The 20,247-nt window shown below is 70.4% G+C and carries 13 protein-coding genes; 2 read left to right on the top strand and 11 right to left on the bottom strand.

Annotation, left to right across the window (positions count from 1 at the left end):
• Positions 1 to 59: 59 nt before the first annotated feature.
• The 5 genes from V5F53_RS17090 to V5F53_RS17070 form a co-directional block, all read right to left on the bottom strand.
• On the bottom strand, positions 60 to 1,394 hold the full coding sequence (locus V5F53_RS17090; RefSeq protein WP_393996191.1) for a putative bifunctional diguanylate cyclase/phosphodiesterase: 1,335 nt from the start codon (positions 1,392 to 1,394) through the stop codon (positions 60 to 62).
• Between the two features lie 200 nt (positions 1,395 to 1,594).
• Positions 1,595 to 4,261, bottom strand: coding sequence for a bifunctional acetate--CoA ligase family protein/GNAT family N-acetyltransferase (locus V5F53_RS17085; RefSeq protein WP_393996192.1), 2,667 nt, complete (start codon positions 4,259 to 4,261; stop codon positions 1,595 to 1,597).
• A gap of 192 nt (positions 4,262 to 4,453) precedes the next feature.
• Positions 4,454 to 5,026, bottom strand: coding sequence for a response regulator transcription factor (locus tag V5F53_RS17080; protein WP_393996193.1), 573 nt, complete (start codon positions 5,024 to 5,026; stop codon positions 4,454 to 4,456).
• Positions 5,027 to 5,114: 88 nt separating this feature from the next.
• Positions 5,115 to 5,756 (bottom strand): response regulator FixJ, encoded by a 642-nt coding sequence (gene fixJ, locus V5F53_RS17075; protein ID WP_393996194.1) that lies wholly within the window; start codon positions 5,754 to 5,756, stop codon positions 5,115 to 5,117.
• Entirely contained in the window at positions 5,749 to 7,254 is a 1,506-nt protein-coding gene (locus V5F53_RS17070) for a sensor histidine kinase (protein WP_393996195.1), read from the bottom strand. The genes fixJ and V5F53_RS17070 overlap by 8 nt, the downstream gene beginning before the upstream one ends.
• A 239-nt stretch (positions 7,255 to 7,493) precedes the next feature.
• Here V5F53_RS17070 and V5F53_RS17065 point away from each other — a divergent pair, with 239 nt between their 5' ends.
• Entirely contained in the window at positions 7,494 to 8,192 is a 699-nt protein-coding gene (locus V5F53_RS17065; RefSeq protein ID WP_393996196.1) for a helix-turn-helix domain-containing protein, read from the top strand.
• Between the two features lie 102 nt (positions 8,193 to 8,294).
• Here the strand turns inward: V5F53_RS17065 and hemN are convergent, their stop codons facing one another.
• Together hemN and V5F53_RS17055 are read right to left on the bottom strand one after the other, a co-directional pair.
• Positions 8,295 to 9,737, bottom strand: a complete 1,443-nt coding sequence (gene hemN / locus V5F53_RS17060; RefSeq protein WP_393996197.1) for an oxygen-independent coproporphyrinogen III oxidase — start codon at positions 9,735 to 9,737, stop codon at positions 8,295 to 8,297.
• A gap of 165 nt (positions 9,738 to 9,902) precedes the next feature.
• Complete coding sequence (locus V5F53_RS17055) at positions 9,903 to 13,532, bottom strand: NfrA family protein (protein WP_509212513.1); 3,630 nt, start codon at positions 13,530 to 13,532, stop codon at positions 9,903 to 9,905.
• Between the two features lie 228 nt (positions 13,533 to 13,760).
• On the opposite strand from V5F53_RS17055, the gene V5F53_RS17050 reads away from it, so the two are divergent.
• Positions 13,761 to 15,527, top strand: a complete 1,767-nt coding sequence (locus V5F53_RS17050; RefSeq protein ID WP_393996199.1) for a methyl-accepting chemotaxis protein — start codon at positions 13,761 to 13,763, stop codon at positions 15,525 to 15,527.
• A 297-nt stretch (positions 15,528 to 15,824) separates the two neighbouring features.
• Here the strand turns inward: V5F53_RS17050 and V5F53_RS17045 are convergent, their stop codons facing one another.
• From V5F53_RS17045 to V5F53_RS17030, 4 genes are read right to left on the bottom strand one after another with little or no spacing between them, the layout of a single operon-like run.
• The gene (locus V5F53_RS17045; protein ID WP_393996200.1) at positions 15,825 to 16,850 is read right to left on the bottom strand and encodes an alginate O-acetyltransferase AlgX-related protein; all 1,026 of its coding nucleotides are present in this window, start codon (positions 16,848 to 16,850) and stop codon (positions 15,825 to 15,827) included.
• Complete coding sequence (locus V5F53_RS17040) at positions 16,847 to 17,923, bottom strand: alginate O-acetyltransferase AlgX-related protein (RefSeq protein WP_393996201.1); 1,077 nt, start codon at positions 17,921 to 17,923, stop codon at positions 16,847 to 16,849. The genes V5F53_RS17045 and V5F53_RS17040 overlap by 4 nt, the downstream gene beginning before the upstream one ends.
• Positions 17,924 to 17,936: 13 nt before the next feature.
• Positions 17,937 to 19,322 carry an MBOAT family O-acyltransferase gene (locus V5F53_RS17035; RefSeq protein WP_393996202.1) on the bottom strand — a complete coding sequence of 462 codons (1,386 nt, stop codon included), beginning with the start codon at positions 19,320 to 19,322 and terminating at the stop codon, positions 17,937 to 17,939.
• A 9-nt stretch (positions 19,323 to 19,331) separates the two neighbouring features.
• The gene (locus V5F53_RS17030) at positions 19,332 to 19,997 is read right to left on the bottom strand and encodes an alginate O-acetyltransferase AlgF (protein WP_393996203.1); all 666 of its coding nucleotides are present in this window, start codon (positions 19,995 to 19,997) and stop codon (positions 19,332 to 19,334) included.
• Positions 19,998 to 20,247 lie beyond the last annotated feature (250 nt).

Below are 20,247 nucleotides of genomic sequence, written 5' to 3'. Positions count from 1 at the left end.
GTGTGCCGCCGGCCCGGTTGCACGCTGCCGGTGAGGGCGACCCGCTGGTGAGCGCGCCTTCAGGCGGTGGCGTGGTCGTGGGCGGCGATGAAGTGGCGCAGGGCGTCCTCGCTCATGGGCCGGCCCAGGTAGAAGCCCTGGACCTCGTCGCAGCGATCGGCCTTCAGGCAGGCGAGCTGGCTCTCGGTCTCCACCCCTTCCGCCACCACCTGCATGCCGAGCGCCCGGCCGAGGCCGAGGATGGCCTGCACGATGGCGAGCGCGCCCTTGCTCTGGTCCAGGTCGCCCACGAAGCTGCGGTCGATCTTGAGGGCGTCGAACGGAAAGCTGCGCAGGTAGCCCAGCGACGAATAGCCAGTGCCGAAATCGTCCATGGACAGGCGCACGCCCAGATCCTTGAGCTGCACCAGGACTTCCAGCGCCTTGTCGGTGTTCTCGATCAGCACACTCTCGGTGATTTCCAGCTCCAGACGGTGCGCGGGCAGGGCGGTGGATTTCAGGATGGACTCCACCGTCTCCACCAGTTCGCCGCCGCGGAACTGCACCACCGACACGTTGACCGACACGTTGAGGTCCGGCAGCCGGGCGATGGTGTCGCAGGCCTTGCGCAGCACCCATTCGCCCAGGGGCACCACCAGCCCGCTTTTCTCCGCCAGCGGCACGAATTCATCCGGAACCAGCCGCCCGCGCTCGGGGTGGTCCCAGCGGATGAGGGCCTCGACACCGATGATGCGCAGGGTGTCGGTGCTCCAGCGCGGCTGGAACAGCAGCACGAACTGATCGGAAACGATGGCGCGCCGAAGGTCGCCCTCCAGCGAGCGCTGGCCTTCGCGTTCCTCGTTCATTTCCGCGGCGAAGAAGCAGAACACGCCGGGACCAATGGACTTGGCCCGGTCGAGGGCGAGCCCGGCGCGGTGCAGCAGGCTTTCCGCCTCCTCGCCGTCGCTGGGGGAGAGGGAGATCCCGAGGGTTGCCTGGGGATAGACGGTGGCCTTCTCCAGCGCCACCGGGGTGCTGAGCGCGCTTTGAACACGGGCGCACAGGCGCTCGGCGGTGCGGGCGTCGGTGAGGCCGGTGGCCACCAGCACGAACTCGTCGCCGCCGACCCGCGCCACCAGATCGTTGTCCCGCACGCAGCGCCGCAGGCGCCGGGCCATCTCCGTGAGCACCAGATCGCCGGTCGCGCGGCCGAAGCTGGCGTTGATCTGCTTGAAATTGTCGATGTCGAGGCTGACCACGGCGACGACGCGGGCGTCCTCCTGGGCCGCGCCCAGGGCGCCGGCCAGGAACTCCAGCATCAACAGGCGGTTCGGCAGATTGGTGAGGGGATCGTGGAGGGCCAGGAATTCTGACCGCCACGGCCCCGCCACGTCGTCCATGCTGTCAGTCGCCATCTCAAGAAGCCGGTCCATGAGCCATCGGCCCCATGCGTGGTGGACGCCGCCGGCGGATGTCTGAAGTCGTTGCTGTCGCACGAGGACCACAACGCGAGGCGTTGTCCATGGCGACATGGTGAGCCGAGCCCACCTGTTGTGCAAGCCTGGATATTGCGCGCGGGCGGGGAATCGTCAAGCGCGCGCCGGTTTGCCCCGGCTTACAGCGTGATCACCACGCGCATCACCGAGGGGTCCTCGCTGCTGGGGGCGACCTTGAAGCCGAGGTCCTCGGCCATGTGCAGCATGGGGCCGTTTTCTCGCATCACGTCGCCGAATACCCGCTTCAGGCCGCGGCTGCGGGCATGGTCGAGAATTTCGGTCATCAGGCGATAGCCGAGGCCTTTGCCCTTCATGTCCGAGCGCACCATGATGGCGTATTCCGCCTCGTCATTGTCCGGGTCGGCGATGATGCGCACCACGCCGCAGATGTCGCCGGAGGCTTCCTCGGCCACGAACGCCATCTCGCGATCGTAGTCGATCTGCGACAGGCGCGCCGCCATGAGGTGGGGGAAGTCCTTCACCGAGCCGAGGAAGCGCATGCGCACATCCTGGGGGTCGGAGCGGCGCACCACGTCCACAAGGCCGGGCTCGTCCTCCGGCCGGATCGGCCGCAGGGTGACGAAGTGGCCGTCGGTGAGCGGGATCTGCTTCACGTGCTCCGGCGGGTAGGGCTTGATGGCGAAACGCGCGGTACCGTCCTGGGAGGCCTCGTTGACGACGATGCGGGCGTCGAGGGCGATCACGCCATTCTCGTCCGCCAGCAGCGGGTTGATGTCGAGCTCGGCGATCTGCGGCAGGTCGGCGAGCAACTCGCCGATTTTGATGAGGGTGGAGGCGACGGCCTCGATATTGGCCGGCGGGTGGTCGCGATAGCCGGCGAGCAGCTTGGCCACCCGGGTGCGCGAGATCATTTCCCGCGCCAGCGCCCCGTTCAGCGGCGGCAGCGCCACGGCGCGGTCGCCGATGACCTCCACCGCGGTGCCGCCCTGGCCGAACAGCACCACCGGGCCGAAGGTGGGGTCGTTGGCGATGCCGGCGATCAATTCCTGGGCGTTGGGGCGGCGGATCATCTGCTGGACGGTAAAGCCTTCCACCTTGGCGCTCGGCTTCTTCTGCGCCACCGAGGCGATGATGTCGCGGCAGGCGGCCTCCACCGCCGCCGCGCTGTGCAGGTCCAGCCGCACGCCGCCCACGTCGGACTTGTGGGTGATGTCGTGGGACAGCACCTTCACCACCACCGGCATGGTCATGGCGGCGGCGAGGCGGCCGGCGTCCTCCGGGGTGGCGGCGATGCGGGTCTCCACCACCGGAATGTCGTAGGCGGCCAGCACCGCCTTGGCCTCGAACTCCCCGAGGGCATGGCGGCCGGACTTGAGCACCGCTTCGACGATCCGGCGCGCCTCGTCCCGGTCCGGCTCCTCGAAGGTGCGGGCGGGCGGCGTCTCCATCAGCAGGGTCTGGTTGCGCTGGTAGGCGACCAGGTGGCCGAACGCCCGCACCGCCTCGTCGGGGGTTTCATAGGTGGGCACCTTGCGCGCGGCGAACTTGCGCCGCACCTCGCCGGCGGCGCTCTCGCCCAGCCAGCAGGTGAGCACGGGCGCGCGCGGACGGGTCTCCAGAACCTCCAGCACCGCGTCGGCGGCGGCCTTGGCATCGCCCACCGCGGTGGGGCAGTTCAGCACCAGCACGCCGTCGGTGCCCTTGTCCGCGAGCAGCAGCTTGAGCGCGTCGGCATAGCGCTTGGCCGGGGCGTTGGCGTGGATGTTGACCGGGTTGGCACGGCACCAGGAGGCCGGCAGCACCTTGTCGAGCTTGTCGAGGGTGTCCGGCTCCAGGGTGCCGACCCGCCCGTCGATGCCCTCCACCGCGTCCACCGCCAGCACGCCGGCGCCGCCGCCGTTGGTGAGGATGGCGAGCCGGTCGCCATGCAGGCGGATGCCGGACGACAGGGTGGTGATGGCCTCGAACACCTCGCGCAGCTCGGGCACGCGCAGCATGCCGGCGCGGCGGAAGGCGGCGTCGTAGACGAGGTCGGCGCCGGCCAGGGCGCCGGTGTGGGAGTGGGCGGCTTCGGCGCCGGCGGCACTGCGCCCGGCCTTGATCACCACCACCGGCTTGGCGCGGGCGGCGATGCGCCCGGCGGACATGAACTTGCGCGCGTCGGTGATGTTCTCGACATACAGCAGGATGGCGCGGGTGGTGTTGTCCAGGGCGAGATAGTCGAGCAGGTCGCCGAAGTCGATGTCGCCCTTGTCGCCCAGGGAAATCACGTGGGAGAAGCCGATGCCGCGGGTGCTCGCCCAGTCGAGCACCGCATTGGCCATGGTGCGCGACTGGGTGACGAAGGCGACATCGCCCTTGGCCGGCATCAAATGGGCGACGCTGGCGTTGATGCGAGCGCCGGTGGAGATGAAGCCGATGCAGTTGGGGCCCAGCACCCGCAGCAGGTGCGGCTTGGCGGCATCCAGCATCCGCTGCAGCACCTCGGTGCCCTCAAGCTTGGCGCCTTCGCCGAACGCCGAGGCGGTGACCACCGCGGCGCGGCAGCCCTTGGCGCCGAGGTCGGCGATGATCTGCGGCACCTGGTCAGGCTCGGCCGTCACCACCGCCAGGTCCACCGGGATCGGCAGGTCGCCCACATGGGCGTAGTTGAGCGAGGAGCGCAGCACCCGTTCGTTCGGATTGACGGTGAGGATCGGCCCTGGGAAGCCAGCCTCGAACAGGTTCCGCGCAATGACGGCGCCGATGGTGCCGGGCTTGTTGCTGGCGCCCACGAGGGCGATGGCGCTCGGGTGGAACAACGCGTCGAGATTGCGGGTGGTCATGCTTGGCCTTCCGGTCGTCTGCGGCGCGCGGGGACCGCCCCGGCGTCCACCGCCGCGTGAGGGATCATGCCCGACCTGCGCGACAGCGCGTCGACTGTAGCAGCCGGCCGGCCGCCTGGCCCGCCGGCGCCCCGCATCGGGCAGAAAATGGAGGAGAGGAGACGGGTGCCGCCGCTGATCCGCGCCGGCGCCTCAGCAGGGGCGGGCGCGCGTGAAGCTGTCCCGCACCGCCTCGCTGAGCTGGTTGCCCAGGAGCGGCTTCTCGATGATGGCCACGCCCTGGGCGTCGGCCCGCCGCCGGACGTTCTGGCTGGGATTGCTGGTGATGAGAAAGGACGGCAGGTGCACATTGCGCCGATCCAGCTCGCTCAGCAGTTCGAGGCCGTTGATCTCGGGCAGGTTGTAGTCGACGATCATGCAGCCGCAGTGCGGGAGGTCGGCCGCCATCAGCTCATGGAAGCCGGCGTAGGTGACCACGTCGAAGCCGTCGAGCTCGAAGGTGAATTTCAAGGAGTTGCAGACCGCCGCGTCGTCGTCGACGATGTGCACCACCCAGGGCGCGCTGCCCATCCGGCCCGGGTCGGCGTCGTGCTGGATCAGGGGAGGGGCGAAGGACTGCGGCCGCCCGCTCGCAGCCCTCTGGGTCGCGAACGGCATCAGGGCCATGGCGCCGTCGGGCTTCGGCAGGCAATCGGCGCGGCCGGTTCCGGCGAACACATCGACCGGCCCTCTCACCACCGCCTCCACCTTGTACGCTGCGTCCATTGGCATGCCTCCGACGACCCACTCGCGGCTCCGCGTGGACGATACGGCAAAAATAGCCGAGACGTCTCGGCTCCAGCCTTGAGTTAGATCAAGCGGAGCGCGCCGCGCTCGGGGCGATGCCGGCGAGCAGCGCCATGCGCACCAGCTCCGACAGGCTCTGGGCCTTCATCTTGGTCATCACGTTGGCGCGGTAGACTTCCACCGTCCGCGGGCTGATGCCGAGGTCGTAGGCGATCATCTTGTTGGCCTGCCCGGCCACCAGGCACTCGAGCACCTGCCGCTCGCGCTGGGACAGGCCGGCGATGCGCTCGTTGACCTCGTCGCGCAGGGCATCGTGCTGGTGGATCTTGCGGATGCGGGCGAGGGCCGCCTTCACGGTGTCGAGGATGGCCACGTCGTCGAAGGGCTTTTCCAGGAAGTCGGCGGCGCCGAGCTTCATGGCCTCGACCGCCAGCGGCACGTCGCCATGGCCGGTGACCACGATCACCGGAATGGCCGAGCCCTTGTCCTTCAGGTGCTGCAGCAGCTCGATGCCGGTCATCTCCGGCATCCGCACGTCGGTGATGATGCAGGCGGTGGCGGGATCTGCGGCGGGCAGGCCGGCTTCCAGGAAGGCGCGGGCCGAGGCGTGCTCGTGCACCTTGTGTCCGGCGGTCGCCAGCAGGAAGGCGAGGGATTCCCGCACCGCCTCGTCGTCGTCGATGACATGGATGATGGCGATCTCAGACATCGGCCGACGCCTCTTCGCTGACCGCGCGCAGGGTGAAGCGGAAAATCGAGCCGCCCTGTGGATTGGGCTCGGCCCAGATGCGGCCGCCGTGGGCCTCGATGATGGTGCGCGAGATCGACAGGCCAACCCCCATGCCATGACGCTTGGTGGTGACGAAGGGCGTGAACAGCTGGTGGCTGATCTCCGGGGAGATGCCCGAGCCGGTGTCCATGACGCTCACCATCACCATGTCGTCCTCCGCCGGCTCGGTCTGTACCAGGAGCTGCCGCCGGGGCGCTCCCATCATTGCCTCCAGGGCGTTGCGCATCAAGTTCAGAAGGACCTGCTGGACCTGCACCTTGTCCGCCAGCACCACGTCGCATTTCAAGTCATACTGAAACCGCACCTGGATACCGTGTTCCTTGGCGCCGACCAGGGCGAGGGCGCTGGCCTCCTCCACCATCTTGGAGAGCACCTCCACCCGCCGCTCGCTTTCCCCACGGGAAACGAAGTCGCGCAGGCGGCGGATGATCTGGCCGGCGCGCAGGGCCTGCTCGCCAGCTTTCTCCAGGGCGCCCTGGAGCATTTCCGTGCGCACCGCGCCGCCGTCCAGCAGCCGGCGCGAGCCCTTGATGTAGTTGGCGATGGCGGACAGCGGCTGGTTCAGCTCGTGGGCCAGGGTGGAGGCCATCTCGCCCATGGCGGTGAGGCGGGAGATGTGCACCAGCTCGGCCTGCAGCTCCTGCAGCCGGGCCTCGGTTTCCTGCCGCTCGGTCAGGTCGCGGATGAAGCCGGTGAAGAAGCGCTGGGAGGCGGAGCGCATCTCGCCCACCGAAAGCTCCATGGGAAAGGTGGAGCCGTCCTTGCGCTCGCCCACCACCACCCGGCCGATGCCGATGATCCTCTGCTCGCCGGTGTTAAGGTAGCGTCCGATATAGCCGTCGTGGCTCTCGCGATGGGGCGAGGGCATCAGGATGGAGACGTTCCGGCCCACCGCTTCGGCGGCGGTGTAGCCGAACAGGCGTTCGGCGGTGGCCGAGAACGACTGCATGATGCCGCGCTCGTCGATCACCACCATGGCGTCGGGGACGGTGGACAGGATGGAGGACAGGTGCGCCTCGCGCGCCACCAGGTCGCGGTTGCGGGCGGCGGCGTCGAGCCGGATGCGGCGCAGCCGCTCGCCGCTGACGGCGATGCCGGCGCCGACCAGGGCAAACAGGATCGCGCTCGGCCAGCCCGGCGGACCGAAACCGTCCACCTGGGTCGCCAGCGTCACTCCGCCGGCCCAGGCCCCGGCCAGGGTCGCCAGCGACGTGACGAGCCCGAAGCCGCTTACCAGCACAGTGCCGAGCAGCAGCAGCAGCACCCCCGGGGCTTCGAGCGGCGGCAGGCGCAGCGCATGGCACAGGGCCAGCCCCACCGCGGCGGTGCCGAGGCCTCGTGCCAGGGCCGGCAACAGGTCCAGGGGCAGTCGTGGCTGCCGCGCCGGGTCCGGAAGCGCCGTCTTCCCGTCCGTCAATGTCCTGACCTCATCCGTGTCGGTTCCGCGATGAGCACGCCCATCCCCTTGTTCTGACTGGCGTGTTCGCCGCGCGGGAGCGGTTTCCACCGGCCTCCCCGCGACGCGTCCATACCTTGTTACGCAATCGTCGTGCCTCCGTAAATATACCTAAGGGGGACGACTTAAGTGTTCCCTCCGAATTTCTCGCAATGTGTCAGGGGGTTATCGCTGGTAACGACTTCAGGAGGGTTTTTCCGATGCCGAGCCCCGCAGCCGCAATGACCCAGAAGGCGTATGTCCCCTCGCTGCCCCACGGCTATTGGAGTGAGGAGCCGAGCCCGCGCACCCCGCGCGATGTGCTGGCGAGCCTCGGCGTGGTGGCCGCTTTCGAACGCAATTCCGAGATCTTCGGCGAGGATGCCGCCGCCGAGCACATCTTCATCGTGCTGTCGGGCGCCGTGCGCATCTGCAAGCTGCTGGGGGACGGGCGCCGCCAGATCGAGACCTTCTGTCTGGCCGGTGACGTGTTCGGCTGGGAGACCGCGGCGCGCCATCGCTTCTCCGCCGAGGCGGTGAGCGAGTGCAAGGTGGTGCGGGTGAAGCGCTCCATCCTGTTCGCGCGGGCCAGCGACGATCCGGAACTGGCCCATGCCCTGTGGGCGCTGACCGCCGCCGAGCTGACCCGGACCCAGAACCATCTGCTGGTGCTCGGCCGCAAGACCGCCCAGGAGCGGGTGGCCACCTTCCTGCTGGACATGGCCGACCGTTCGGCCTCTGGCGGGTCGGAAGTGACGTTGCCCATGTCTCGCCAGGACATCGCCGACTATCTTGGCCTGACCATTGAGACCGTGTCGCGCACCCTGACGCATCTGGAGGAGACCGCCGCCATCGCGCTGCCGTCCTCGCGCCGGGTGCTGCTGAAGGACAGCGGCGCCCTGCGCGGCCTCAATGCCTGAGATGTCGTAGGGCCCTGAAGTCCTGTCGGTCCGGGCGGTGACGCCCGGCAGGCGCGGCGGACCGCAATCAACCGCCGTGCTGGTGACTGGGCACGCCTCGCCTCACACGGCGGCGGCGTGCCTTTTCTTTTCCGGCTCCTGGGCGCGGGCCGCGTGCAGGCGGGGGTCGAATACCGCGCACACCACGCGGGTGAAGGCGCGGGCCGGCTCGGGTATCGTCACCACATGACCCTGCCGGGTCGCCAGGCCGTCGGCGATGAGAGGCTCCAGGGCTTCCAGTTCCGGCGCGAACAGGTCGGGGGCGGCGCCGTGGGCTTCGGCCAGCGCGGCCAGGTCCACCACCAAGTCGCACATGAGCCGCTCGATCACCGCGCGCCGCAGCCGGTCGTCGCCGGTGAGGGCGATGCCGCGGGCGACGGGGAGCCCACCCCGCTCCATGGCCTGGTGCCAGTGCGCGGTGGCGGCGACGTTCTGCACATAGCCCTGCGGCAGCGCGCCGATGGAGGAGGCGCCGAAGCCCAGCAGCACCGGCGCGTCGTCGGTGGTGTAGCCCTGGAAATTGCGCTTCAGCGTGCCGGCTTCGGCGCGCTGGGCCATGGGGTCTGAAGGGCGGGCGAAATGGTCGAGCCCCACCGCCCGGTAGCCGTGCGCGGCCAGCAGGCCGGCCACCAGCGCCGCCTGGTCGAGGCGCGCTTCAAGGCCCGGCAGGTCGGCTTCGGGAATGAGCGCCTGATGCTTCTTCATCCACGGCACATGAGCATAGCCGAACACGGCGATGCGGTCGGGGTCGAGCCCGAGCGCCGCTTCCACCGTGTGCGTCAGCGACTGCATCGTCTGGTGCGGCAGGCCGTACATCAGGTCGAGGTTGAGGGCGGTGATGCCGGCCGCCCGCAGTGCGTCGGCCACGGCCTGGGTCTCGGCGCAGGACTGGTGCCGGCCGATGGCGGCCTGGACCTTCTCCTCGAAATCCTGCACCCCCAGGCTGGCGCGGTTGAAGCCCTCGCGGGCCAGTACCGCGACCTTTGCGGCGTCCATGGTGCGCGGGTCGATCTCGATGGCGATCTCGGCATCGGGCGCGAACTGGAAGGCGCGGCGCAGCGCCCCCATCACGCGCGCGAAGTCGGCGTCGGCCAGCATGGTCGGGGTGCCGCCGCCGAAATGCAGGTGCTTCAGGGTGAGCCGCCCGGGCAGGTGCGCACGCACCCGCTCGATCTCCTCCACCAGGCGCTCGGCGTAGGCGGTGACGGGGGTGGCGTTGCGCACCACCGCCGTCTGGCAGCCGCAATAGAGGCACAGCTCGGCGCAGAACGGCACATGGACATAGACCGATACCGCGCTGTCCATCGGCACCGCCGCGAGCCAGCCGGCATAGGTCTCGCCATTCACCTCCGGGGTGAAGTGCGGGGCGGTGGGGTAGGAGGTGTAGCGCGGCACAGGGCGCCCGTAGCGGGCGAGCAGGCGGGCGGTATCAAGGTCCGCAGGCGGGGGCACGGCCGCGGGGGCGGTGGTCGGCGCGGGCATCTGGGCGGTCATTTGGGCGGTCATGGCATCGTCTCGGGGCTGACGTCGCTGTGTCATGCCATCCATGTGCCGCGCCGGTTGGAACCGCTTTGATGTGTCGCAAGAAGCGGCGGCGCGGGACGATGCGACGCGGCGAAAGCGCAGCGGGGACCGCGGACGGGTCCCCGTTCGGTTCGGATCGCGCCGGCCTCAGTAGGACAGGAAGGCGCCCGCGAACAGGCCCTCGGCGCGATCGTCGCCGGCGAGCTTGAAGCGATACTGGGCCATGAGGTCCAGATAGGAGTGGGGCGCCTGGTATTCGTCCTCGTTGAACCAGTAGCGCAGGGTCACGCCGGGCCCCACGCCGAGGGCGAACGGCGTCTGGTAGCCGTTGTCATAGGCGCCGCCGATGGCCAGGAACGGCCACAGCACCAGGCGGTCGCTGATGGCGTCGAGCCGGAAGGCGTGGCCGTAGCGGGCCTCGAAGCTGGCCACGGTCTCGGGCAGCATGGTGTAGTAGTTGAAGTCGGCATAGACCTGCCAGGCCCGCCAGTTGGGCTCGTCCACCCTGAGGTCGGTGCCCTCGCCCTTCGAGTAGGCGGCGCGCAGCAGCACGTCTTCGCGGGAGGTGCCGCCGGTGGGGAACAAATAGGACACCTCCAGCACCAGGTTTTCCGCCCGGAACGGCTTCCAGCGGGCGCCGACGCTGCCCTGGAAGGTGTTGAAGCCGGTGGGGCCGTCGTTCTCGTCATACAGCGTGGTGAAGCCGCGGGCGAACAGCTCGAAGATGGCGCCGTCGCGATAGCCGATGTTCGGCGGGCGCCAGTAGACCTCGCCGCCGGCGCCGATGGTGTGATAGGCGCTGCCGGATGGCGGCGCGAGATAGGCGCCGGGGGCGATGCCCACCGCGCCGTAGCTCACCGAGGCGTAGGCGCCCCAGGTGCGGCTCAGCTCCGCCACCTCGCGCCGGAGGCCGAACAGGTATTGCGGATCGAGCGGCAGCTTGCCTTCGCGGTGCTCGTCGATGGCGCGCTTGAAATAGTCCACCGCGGTTGCGTTGTTGTAGGTGCGGCGGGCGTTGTAGGCGGCGTTGATGAGGTTGGTGCCGCGCAGCTGCCACTTGTCGTTGGCCTGCTGGAAGTATTGGAAGGCGAGCTCGTCCTCGCCGGCCTGGCTTGCCATCACCGCCAGGTCCACCGTGCGCATGTTGCGCAGGTCGCCGCGCTCATAGGCGGCGAGGAACAGGGCCTTCGCCTCGTCCTTGCGGTTGAGCTGCACCAGCACGTTGATGCGGGCGGTGAGCATGGCGTTGCGCTGCTCCAGGCCCTGGGCCCGGCGCGCCGCCAGCTCGAACGCGGCGAGCGCCGCCTCTTTGTCGCCGAGCGCCAGATAGGCATAGCCCAGGCGTGCCTGGACCTCGTAGCTCTGCTCGCCGGCCAGGGGCTGGAGCACCTGGAGCGCCAGTTCGGGGTCTTTCACCTGCAGGGCCGCGTCGGCAAGGGCGAAGCGCACGGCGCGCACCTGCGCTCCCGACAGGCGACCGGAGGCCAGCGCCGCCCGGAAGTCGCGGATGGCGGCGGCATATTGGTGCGCCTGCATGCGCAGGTTGCCCCGCTGCAGCAGCAGCGCCGCGTCACGCGGGCTGGCGGCCAGCAGCTGGTCGAGCATCCGCTCGGCCTCCGCATAGCGGCCGGCGGCCATCAGCGCGTTCATGAGCAGCACGCGATAGCTGGCGTTGCCGGGCTCGGCGTCGATGGCCTTGCGGATCTCGCGGATGGCGGTGGCATAGTCGCGCCGGCCGAAGGCGCTGTAGGCGGCGCTGGCGGCGGCATAGCCCGGGCTCGCCGGGTTGAGGCCAGCCCCGCCCGGCCCGCCGGGCGCGCCGAAGAACACCGAGCAGATGACGCCATATTTGGTGGGCTGGCACAGCACCGTCGGCGGCACCAGCGCCGGCCGCTTCATGCTGGGGGTCTTGGCGAAGGCCTCGGCCGAGCGGCGATAGGCGGCCACGTCCTTGTTCTTGGCGTCGTCGAGGGAGGCGAGGATGGCCACCGCCGCCTCGCCCTGGCCCGCCGCCAGCGCCGCGTTGGCGGCGATGAGGCGGAAGTTCACCTCCTCCACGTCGGTGAGGATGGTGGAGGCCAGCACCTTGTCGAACTCGGCGGTGGCCGCCTCGCGCTGGCCGAGCTTGTCCAGCAGCCACGCATTCAGGATGCGCGGCAGCGGATCGTTCTCGTCCTCCTTCACGGCGGCGGCGGCCTCCGCCTGCGCCTCCTGGGTCTGGCCGGCGGACATCAGGGCATTGATGAGGATGAGGCGGAAGGGCATCACGTTGGGCGCCCGCTCCACCGCCTTGCGGGCGATGGCGACGGCGCCCTTGGGGCGGCCGCCGGCGAGCTCCTTGATCGCCTGCGCCGCGTCGGGCTCGGCGAGGCGCTTGTCGGTGACCGCGCGCAGCGCCTGGAGCGCGGGATCGTCCCCGGCCTTGGCCACGGCATCGTTGATGGCCGCCTCCAGCTCCTTCAGCTTGCCGGCGCGCTCCAGCGTGTCGATGAGCAGGCGATGCCAGGCGCCGTTTTTCGGATTGAACTGCAGCGCCTCGCGGATGCGCTTCTCGGCAGTGGCGTCGTCGCCCTTGCGATAGGCCTCGAACGCATCCTGGGCGGCATAGAAGCCGGGGGTGTCGGTGACGCCGCTGCCGGGCGGGGCATCGGCGGGCACCAGCGCGCAGGAGGGCCCATAGGGCGTGTCCACGCACTTCTGGTAGGGCACCGGAAGGCTCTGGTTGGCCTTGTCGGGAATGATGCGCGGGTTCTTCTGCGCCGCCCGTGCCACCGAGAGGCGGGACAGCACCGCGGTGTTGCCGCTGTTGGCCAGCGGTTCCAGCAGCTTGAGGGCGCGGTCGACGTGACCCACTGACAGCGCGGCGTCGGCCATCACCAGGCGGGTGTCGCGCTCGGTGTCGCCGGTCAGGATGTCGTCTTTCAGCGCTTCGTCGAAGTCGCGCTCGGCGTCCGCCACCTGCCCCAGCCGCACCCGCAGGAAGCCGCGCAGGGTGCGCGGCAGGAACGAGCGGGGGTCCACCGCGATGGCGTCGCTGGCCGCCTTCTCCGCCGCCTCGTACTGCTTCTGGGCGATCAGCGCGTACACCAGCAGCATGCGGTAGCTGAGGTCGTCCGGCACCAGGATGATGGCGCGGCGCGCTTCTTCGGCGGCGCGGGCCGGGTCGTTGGCCTCCAGCGCCTTGTTCGCGGCCAGCGAGGGGGCCTGCGCCAGCACCTTGCTCTGGGCCTTCAGCCGGCCGCGCAGCGATTGGTCGTTGACGCCCGCCGCCACCGCCTCATTGCCCGCCGCCAGCGCTTCGGAGAGCTTGCCCTCGGCCTCGAGGGCATCCATCAGCAAGATCCACATCTGCGGCGAATCCGGGCGCAGCCGCAGCACCTCGCGGGCGAGATAGGCGGCGCGGGCGAAATTCTTCTGCTGAAACGCCTGGTAAGCTTGATTCGCCGTGTTCCAGGCGGCGCCGGTGAGGGCGGGCGGCACCGGCTCCTGGCCCGGGCCGGTGGCGGCCTGGGGCGGCGTCGGCTGGAACGGCGCGGCCACCGGGTTCACCGCGCCGGGCGCTGCGGTGCTGGGCGCCGGCGTCGCCGCCGCCGGAGCCGGCGCGCCCAGAACCGAGGAGCCCGATGGCTGAGCATCTGCGCCGCCGGCCGCGCCGAGGGTCAGGGCGCTGACCGACACGGCCAGCATCATGCCCGAGGCGACGCGCCTTCGAAGCCTCAAGCCTTCCCGGCAGGGAGCGGAGGTGGCGGCAGGGGGGAGATGGATGGCGGTGGTCATGACGCCATCATCGTGGACATTACTTAAACAGCAGTTAACCTTAACAAGTATTCGAAAGTTAATGTAAAGTAAAAATTGGCGTCTCTGTTTACTCATCCTTCACGGTTTCGCGGCGCCGGGGGACGCAGCGCGCACGGCCCTTCCCGGGCTGGTGAGCCGGCAAGACACACGCCTGTAAGACAATGGGGGGCAGGTGGCGGGAATACCTCCTTTGTAGGACGTCAAGCCATGACCGACATCTCGGCTCCGGGGCTGCCCGTGTTGCGGCCCTTCTTTCTTGCGATTCCGGACGGGCTGTCGCTGCGCCGGCTGCTGCCGCGCCGCACCCTCGGGCTGAAGCTCGGCATCGTGCTGGCGCTGCTGGCGCTGCTGACGGTGGCGGTTTCCGCGTTCGGCTATTTCGAGATCGCCGCCGAGCAGCGGCGTGGGGAGAAGGTGGAGGCGGTGTGGAAGGGGGCGCTCCAGGCCGAGACCCTGGCCCGCGCCATCGAGCACGCGGTGGTGCGGGCGAACGCGCTCTACACCGCCAGCGACAAGGCCAATGCCCGGGCCAAGCTGGAAGGGCTGGACGCCGCGCTCCAGGCGATCGAGGCCGCCCGGGCACCGTTCTTCGCCGCCATCGGCGATGCGCTGGACCCGGTGCAGAAACTGCGCCTGCAAAACCAGATCAATGAATTCATCGCCTATCAGAACGATACCGCCCAGCTTGGCCTCACCATCTCGCCGCAGGCGGCATTGCTGCAGGCCAGCGAGGAGCCCACCATCCAGAGCCGGGAGCGGATGATCGCCGCCATCGAGGCCCTCGGGCGCGACGTGGTGGTGGGGCTCGATCGCAGCCGGGCGGAGCAGCGGGTATCGAGCGCGCAAGCCCAGGTGGCGCTCATCGTGGTGCCCGCCGCCGGTCTGGTCCTGGTGCTCGCCGCTGCCATCTGGGTGTCGGCGACGCAGATCCAGCGGCCGTTGCACCGGCTCAAGCGTGCCATGGCCGCGCTGGCCGGAAACGATCTGGCGGAAGGCATCCCCTTCACCACCCAGCGCGACGAGATCGGCGAGATGGCCGGCAGCATCGCCGTGTTGCGCGGCGCCCTGCTCCAGAAGCGGGAGGCGGATGCCGAGCTGCAGCTCCGGGCGGAGGCGGAGCGTGAGCGCGGCGATCGTCTCGCCGCGGCCGCCCGCAGCTTCGAGGGCGATGCCGCGCTGATGATGAGCGCGGTGCGTGAGGCGGCGGAGAAGATGACCGCCGCCGCCCGCGCCATGGCCGAGGCGTCGCAGGCCACCACGGCTGAGGCGGGCGTGGCTTCCGGCGCCGCCGCGGCGGCGGCGGAGGCGGTGGACTCCATTGCCGAGAACGCCGCCAAGCTCTCCGGCGGCGCCCGCGAGATCGGCGAGCGCAGCCGCGTCACCAGCGACATCGCCGCCGAGGCGCTCACCGAAACCGAGCAGACCGGCCTTGCGGCCGAACAGCTGGTGCAGGCGGTCAGCACCATCGGCGACGTGATCGGCGTCATCGCCTCCATCGCCCGGCAGACCAACCTGCTGGCGCTCAACGCCACCATCGAGGCGGCCCGCGCCGGCGACACCGGCCGGGGGTTCGCGGTGGTGGCGAACGAGGTGAAGGCGCTGGCCGAGCAGACTTCCCGTGCCACCGACCAGGTGACCGAGCAGATCCGCGCGGTCCAGGACGCCAGCCGCGGCACGGCCCGGGCCATCGAGGGGATCGGCGCGGTGATCCGGCGCATGAACGCGCTCGCCCGCGAGGTGGCGGAAGCCGCCCAGAGCCAGGGCGAGGCCAGCAGCGACATCGCCCATGGCATGAGCCGGGCGGCGGACGGCGCGCAGACCGTGTCCAGCTCCGTGGGCGGGGTGCGGTCCTCGGTGGCCTCCAACGGCGCCCATGTGGATGAAGTGCGGGCGCTGGCGGCAGACCTCGCCGAGCGCGCCCATCGCCTGGGCGGCTCAGTGAACACGTTCCTCGACTGCGTGCGCACGGCCTGACGCCGGGGGCGCCCCGCCTTCAGGACCGGTGCGGACAGGGGGGGAGCGGCGGCCCCGCTCCCCCCTGTCCGCGCCGGAGGCCATGCAACTCCCGGCGCGGGCCGGCGCGGGCCGGTCCGGGGCGGGCGGGCGGCGTCAGGGGCGCGGGCAGGGTCCACGGATCGTTCGCCTTCTGCCTTCGGCCCCGGGTCTTTGACCGGCACCAGGGGTTTGCCTGGATGTCGCGCGGGCTCCAGCAGAGGCCTCATGAGGCAAATCGCGGCAAACCGGGAGCAAATTCCCGGGGCCTCTCCGGCCCTACTTGCCGACCGCCGCCTGCATGCGCTCGCGGAACTGCTGCGAGGTCATGATGGAGGAGGCGTCCCACTGGTCGGTCGCCTCTGGCGAGGAGTGGAACGGGCCCTCGTTGAACTGCCAGACCACCACCTGCGGTGGGGTGCGGGCGAAGTCCGGCGCCCCCGCGAACTGCAGGAACGTGACCCAGGGGCCGACATTGCCCGGGTTCCAGGTGAGTGCCACCGGCCGGTCGATGGCATTGGAGAGCTTCTGCGGGAAGCCGAGATAGGGCTGGACGAAGCTGTTGCCCACCACATGCACCGGGGCGACGGCGGTATCCACCAGGGCGCCCTTGGCCTCGGCTTGGACGCGCACGGTGTAGAGGTCGGGGCCCACCTGCTTTTGCTGGTCGGGGGTCAGGAAGCGCTCGGCAAGGTCGCCGAGGTGGCGCTGGGTGACCCATTGGGCCAGCTTGTCGCCGCTGCCGGCGGCGCCGGCGAGCTTCACCCCGCTGGCCTTGATGGCCTGCGCCACCGCATCGGCCGCGGCCTCCGCCGCCCAGGCGCTCCAGTGGTAGTCGGCACGGTAGAAGATGACCTGCTTGCCGGTGGCCACGGACTTCAGCGCCGGGCGCAGGTCCACGGTATCGAGCCCGGCCTTCTTCAGCTCGGCGAGGATATAGTCGTACTGGCCGGCGATGTCGGCGGAGATCCGGTTCCCGTCCGGCAGCTTGTCGGCATAGAAGCTGGCCTTCAGCGGCACCACGATCGGCAGCAGCTTGATGTTCCTGGCCGCGAGCGCGGCCTGGGTGTCCTTGAGCAGGCCGATGGTGCGGGCGATGCCGGCCTTGTCGAGCACGCTCAGGCTTTCCCAACCGGGGAACAGCCAGCCGCCCTGGCCCTGGATGACTCCGCTCTGGGCGGCGGCCGGCAGGCTGGCGGCGGCAACGCCGGCGGCAGCCAGGCCAAGGGCGAGGGTGGCGGAGAGGGCGGCGCCGCGCAGCCGCCGCAGGGCGGTTCGCAGTGGACGCGGGGCAGGGTGGGTCATTTGTCGTCTCCCAGAAAGGTGCGCTCAGCCGGTGTCAGCGGCTGGGTGAGGACGCGCATGGGAAATTCCCAGACCACGAGGCGGGTCTGGCTGAGAAGGTCGGGCTCGCGGGCGAGGATGTCGAGCAGCGGCCCGGCGAAGCCACCGCCGTCCTGGCTTTTCTGCGCCACCTCGCGGTCGAGGGCGTCCTGGAGATAGTCGAGGAAGCCGGAATTGCGCGAGTAGGAGGAGCCGGCGAGCAGCACCGTGGGCGCCGGCACGTCATCCAGCAGGCCGCCGGTGCGGGTGAAGGCGGTGCTCACGTCCGGCTGGCGGTCCGGCTGCGGCCCGGACCACGGCCAGGAGCGGGCGAGGCCGGCCAGACGCATGAGGTCGCCGATGCGGTCCTTAGGCTCGCCCACCACCACGCTGGCCGGCTCGCCGCCGGGGCCGAGGCGGCGGATGACGTGCTCGGCCACCCGGTGGGCGGCGAAGGCGGCGCCGTCGTCGTTCCAGTGGGTGTCGGTGCGCAGGAAGGCGCCGGTGGGCCAGTCGGCGGCGATGTCCACCTGGTCGAGCCCCAGGCCGGCGCTCTGCCGCCGCCAGGCCGCGGCGCGGCCCCGGGCCTGGGCGGAGACGGCAAGTCCGCACAGGGTCTCGCGGGAGAGGTCGGCCTTGTCCGGCACCGGCAGCACCACCAGGGCGGCGCCGCGCGCCTCCACCGCCGCCTTGATCCGGGCCGCGAGCGTGATGCGGGCGGCAAGGTGGGCGGCGCCGTCTCGGGTCTCCAGCAGCTCCTCGGCCAGGAACAGCCAGCCGGGGCAGCCGGCGCGCACCTGCGGGCCGGCATCCCCCAGGGTGCGATAGGCGAGGCCGGAGACCATGTCTTCCAGCCCCTGCAGGCGCGGCAGCGCCGCCACTACGGATTGATCCAGGCGGGCGGCGAGCGAGCCGTCGAGGACCCCCCTGACGCTCGCCTGCGCGGCGATGCGGCCGCCGGCGGGGCCGGCCAGATGCACGGTGACGAAGCCGAGCCCGGCCAGCATGAGGGCGAGGAAGGCCAGGGTGGCCATGATGCGGGCGAGGCGGGCCATGCGGATCGCCCCCTCAGAACTGGAAATAGAGGAAGGGCACGACGGCGCGTCCCTGGAGCACCAGCACCGCGAACAGGAACAGCGGCAGCGCGCTCCAGGCGCGCAGGGCGTGCCCCGGCTCGGGCGCCGCCGGATCGATGCGCAGCAGCTTGGGCAGGTAGACGAAACCGATTCCCACCACCAGCGCCAGCACTTCAACCGGCCGGAGCGCGGCCGTCAGCGCCGGCGAGAGCCCCAGCCCGTTGGCGCCGCCGAGGCCGGCGAAGATGGTGGCGGCCTCGCTCCAGGTCTGGGCGCGGAACAGGGCCCAGCCCAGCATGACGAACAGCAGCGTCAGCACATGCCCCAGCACCGGGCCCAGCGCCGGCAACGAGCGGTTGGTCCACACCCGGCCCACCATCAGGCCGAACCCGTGCCACAGGCCCCAGGCCAGGAAGGTCCAGCTCGCCCCGTGCCACAGTCCGCCCAGGCCCATGGTGAGGATGAGGTTGGCGGAGGTGCGCGCGGTGGTGCCGCGGCTGCCGCCCAGGGTGATGTAGAGATAGTCGCGCAGCCAGCTCGACAGGGAGATGTGCCAGCGCCGCCAGAAATCCGACAGCGAGGTGGCAAGGTAAGGATTGTCGAAATTCTCGGGAAACTTCAGGCCCACCATCAGGCCGAGGCCGATGGCCATGGCGCTGTAGCCGCAGAAGTCGAAATAGAGCTGCAGCGTATAGCCGGTGACCGCCAGGGCGACGTCGGCGGTGGTGGGGGCGCCGAGCGCGTAGCCGGCGTCCACCAGCGGTGCCAGGGTGTCGGCGATCAACACCTTCTGCGCGAAGCCGAGCATGAAGCGCTCGACCCCGAACATGAATTCGGCGCGGTGGAAGGTGCGCTCCTTCAGCCGCTCGGCCACCCATTTGTAGCGCACCACCGGTCCTGCCACCAGGTGGCCGAACATGGACTGGTAGGTGGCGTAGTTCACGAACGAGGGCTCCGCCGGCACCGTGCGGCGGTAGACGTCCATGGAATAGGAGATGGCGCCGAACACAAAGAAGCTGAGGCCGATGGGCAGCAGCACGCTGTCCCAGCCCCAGACCGAGGCGGTGACCGCCTCCCCGGTGGCGACCAGCATGTTGGCGTACTTGAACCAGACCAGGGACACCAGCGGCCAGGCGATGCCCACCAGCAGTGCGGTGCGCCGTCCGGCGCCGTCGGCGCGGGTGATCCAGAGGCCGGTGGCCCACGACCAGATGGCGATGGAGACGATGAGGGGCAGGAAATCCGCCCGCCACCAGGCATAGAACAGCCAGGAGAAGGCCAGGATGGCGAGGTTGCGCGCCGCCCCCGGCGTCAGCGCGTAGACGATGAGGAAGACGGGCAGGAACAGGAACAGGAAGCTGTCGGAGGCGAAGACCATGGCCGCACGTCAGTTCGGGCCGCGATAGGGTTCGGTCTCGTCGCGCTGGCCCGCCAGCACCGGCGCCCCGTCCGCGCCGGGGAGCAGGAACAGGCTGAAGTGGTCGCCCGCCTTCAGTGGCGGCAGCTTCAGGCTCCCGGTCCGGGCGTCGCCGCACCGGCCGACCAGGGTCGCCTCGATGGGGTTGATGGCGCGCTGGCGCGTTTCGTGGGGGGCCACGGCGTCGAACACCGTGGGGCCGTCGGCCACCGCCACCGCGCCGGCGCAGCCGGGCACCAGATTGTAGAAGCGCAGCTGCGCCTTGAGGTCGTTGCGACCCTCGGTGGAGTCGGCGATCAGCACCGCTCCGTCAGGGCCGATGACGATGGTGGAAAAGGCGTCGGCGGGCGGCGTCGCCGTGCCTTTCACCGGCTTGCCGGCGAGGGTGAGGGGGAGCGGCGCGCCGCCCTTCACGATGCGGTAGATGGTGGCGGGATCGCCCGGGGCGGCGGCGACGCCGGACCCGGCATCGAAGCCGATGAGGGCGCCGGAGCGCGTCAGGTCCACCACCCGCACATAAGCGGAGCCGGCCGGCGGCTTCGGCGCGTAGAGCCGGGTGAGCTCCTGGGCGTGTACGCCCGCGCCGGTGAGGAAGAGCGCCGCTGCGACAGCGGCGAGGCGACCTGATGTCCACATGGCGCGACCTGCGAGCAAAGCCGATGGGCGGGTGTTGCTGACTGTTAGGAGGCTGTGCCCCCCAGCGCAACCGCCCGGCTGGTGCAATCATCCGTATGGTTACGGCGATCCGGGTCAAATCACCAAATGGGGAGGGCGCGCGGCGTCACGCCGCACGTAAGGGAAGGTCGTGCGCCCCCGGCAGGCGCGACAGGCATCCGGCACAGGCCAACGGAGCGCGGGCCCCCGTGGCCCGGCACGGGGCGGCCGG

Origin of the sequence: Xanthobacter cornucopiae (assembly GCF_043195065.2) — a bacterium.
Lineage (GTDB): Bacteria > Pseudomonadota > Alphaproteobacteria > Rhizobiales > Xanthobacteraceae > Xanthobacter.
The sequence above is the reverse complement of the archived record's forward strand: the minus strand, read 5'-3'. Positions and strand labels throughout refer to the sequence as shown.

Bases quoted from the DNA above. Each gene is read 5' to 3' on its own strand.
- V5F53_RS17085 (WP_393996192.1), bottom strand. From the start codon at position 4,261: ATGACCACCCGCAATCTCGACGCGTTGTTCCACCCGAGCGCCATCGCC.
- V5F53_RS17080 (WP_393996193.1), bottom strand. From the start codon at position 5,026: ATGGACGCAGCGTACAAGGTGGAGGCGGTGGTGAGAGGGCCGGTCGAT.
- fixJ (WP_393996194.1), bottom strand. From the start codon at position 5,756: ATGTCTGAGATCGCCATCATCCATGTCATCGACGACGACGAGGCGGTG.
- V5F53_RS17055 (WP_509212513.1), bottom strand. From the start codon at position 13,532: ATGACCACCGCCATCCATCTCCCCCCTGCCGCCACCTCCGCTCCCTGC.
- V5F53_RS17030 (WP_393996203.1), bottom strand. From the start codon at position 19,997: ATGTGGACATCAGGTCGCCTCGCCGCTGTCGCAGCGGCGCTCTTCCTC.
- hemN (WP_393996197.1), bottom strand. From the start codon at position 9,737: ATGACCGCCCAAATGACCGCCCAGATGCCCGCGCCGACCACCGCCCCC.
- V5F53_RS17040 (WP_393996201.1), bottom strand. From the start codon at position 17,923: ATGGCCCGCCTCGCCCGCATCATGGCCACCCTGGCCTTCCTCGCCCTC.
- V5F53_RS17090 (WP_393996191.1), bottom strand. From the start codon at position 1,394: ATGGCGACTGACAGCATGGACGACGTGGCGGGGCCGTGGCGGTCAGAA.
- V5F53_RS17045 (WP_393996200.1), bottom strand. From the start codon at position 16,850: ATGACCCACCCTGCCCCGCGTCCACTGCGAACCGCCCTGCGGCGGCTG.
- V5F53_RS17035 (WP_393996202.1), bottom strand. From the start codon at position 19,322: ATGGTCTTCGCCTCCGACAGCTTCCTGTTCCTGTTCCTGCCCGTCTTC.
- V5F53_RS17050 (WP_393996199.1), top strand. From the start codon at position 13,761: ATGACCGACATCTCGGCTCCGGGGCTGCCCGTGTTGCGGCCCTTCTTT.
- V5F53_RS17065 (WP_393996196.1), top strand. From the start codon at position 7,494: ATGCCGAGCCCCGCAGCCGCAATGACCCAGAAGGCGTATGTCCCCTCG.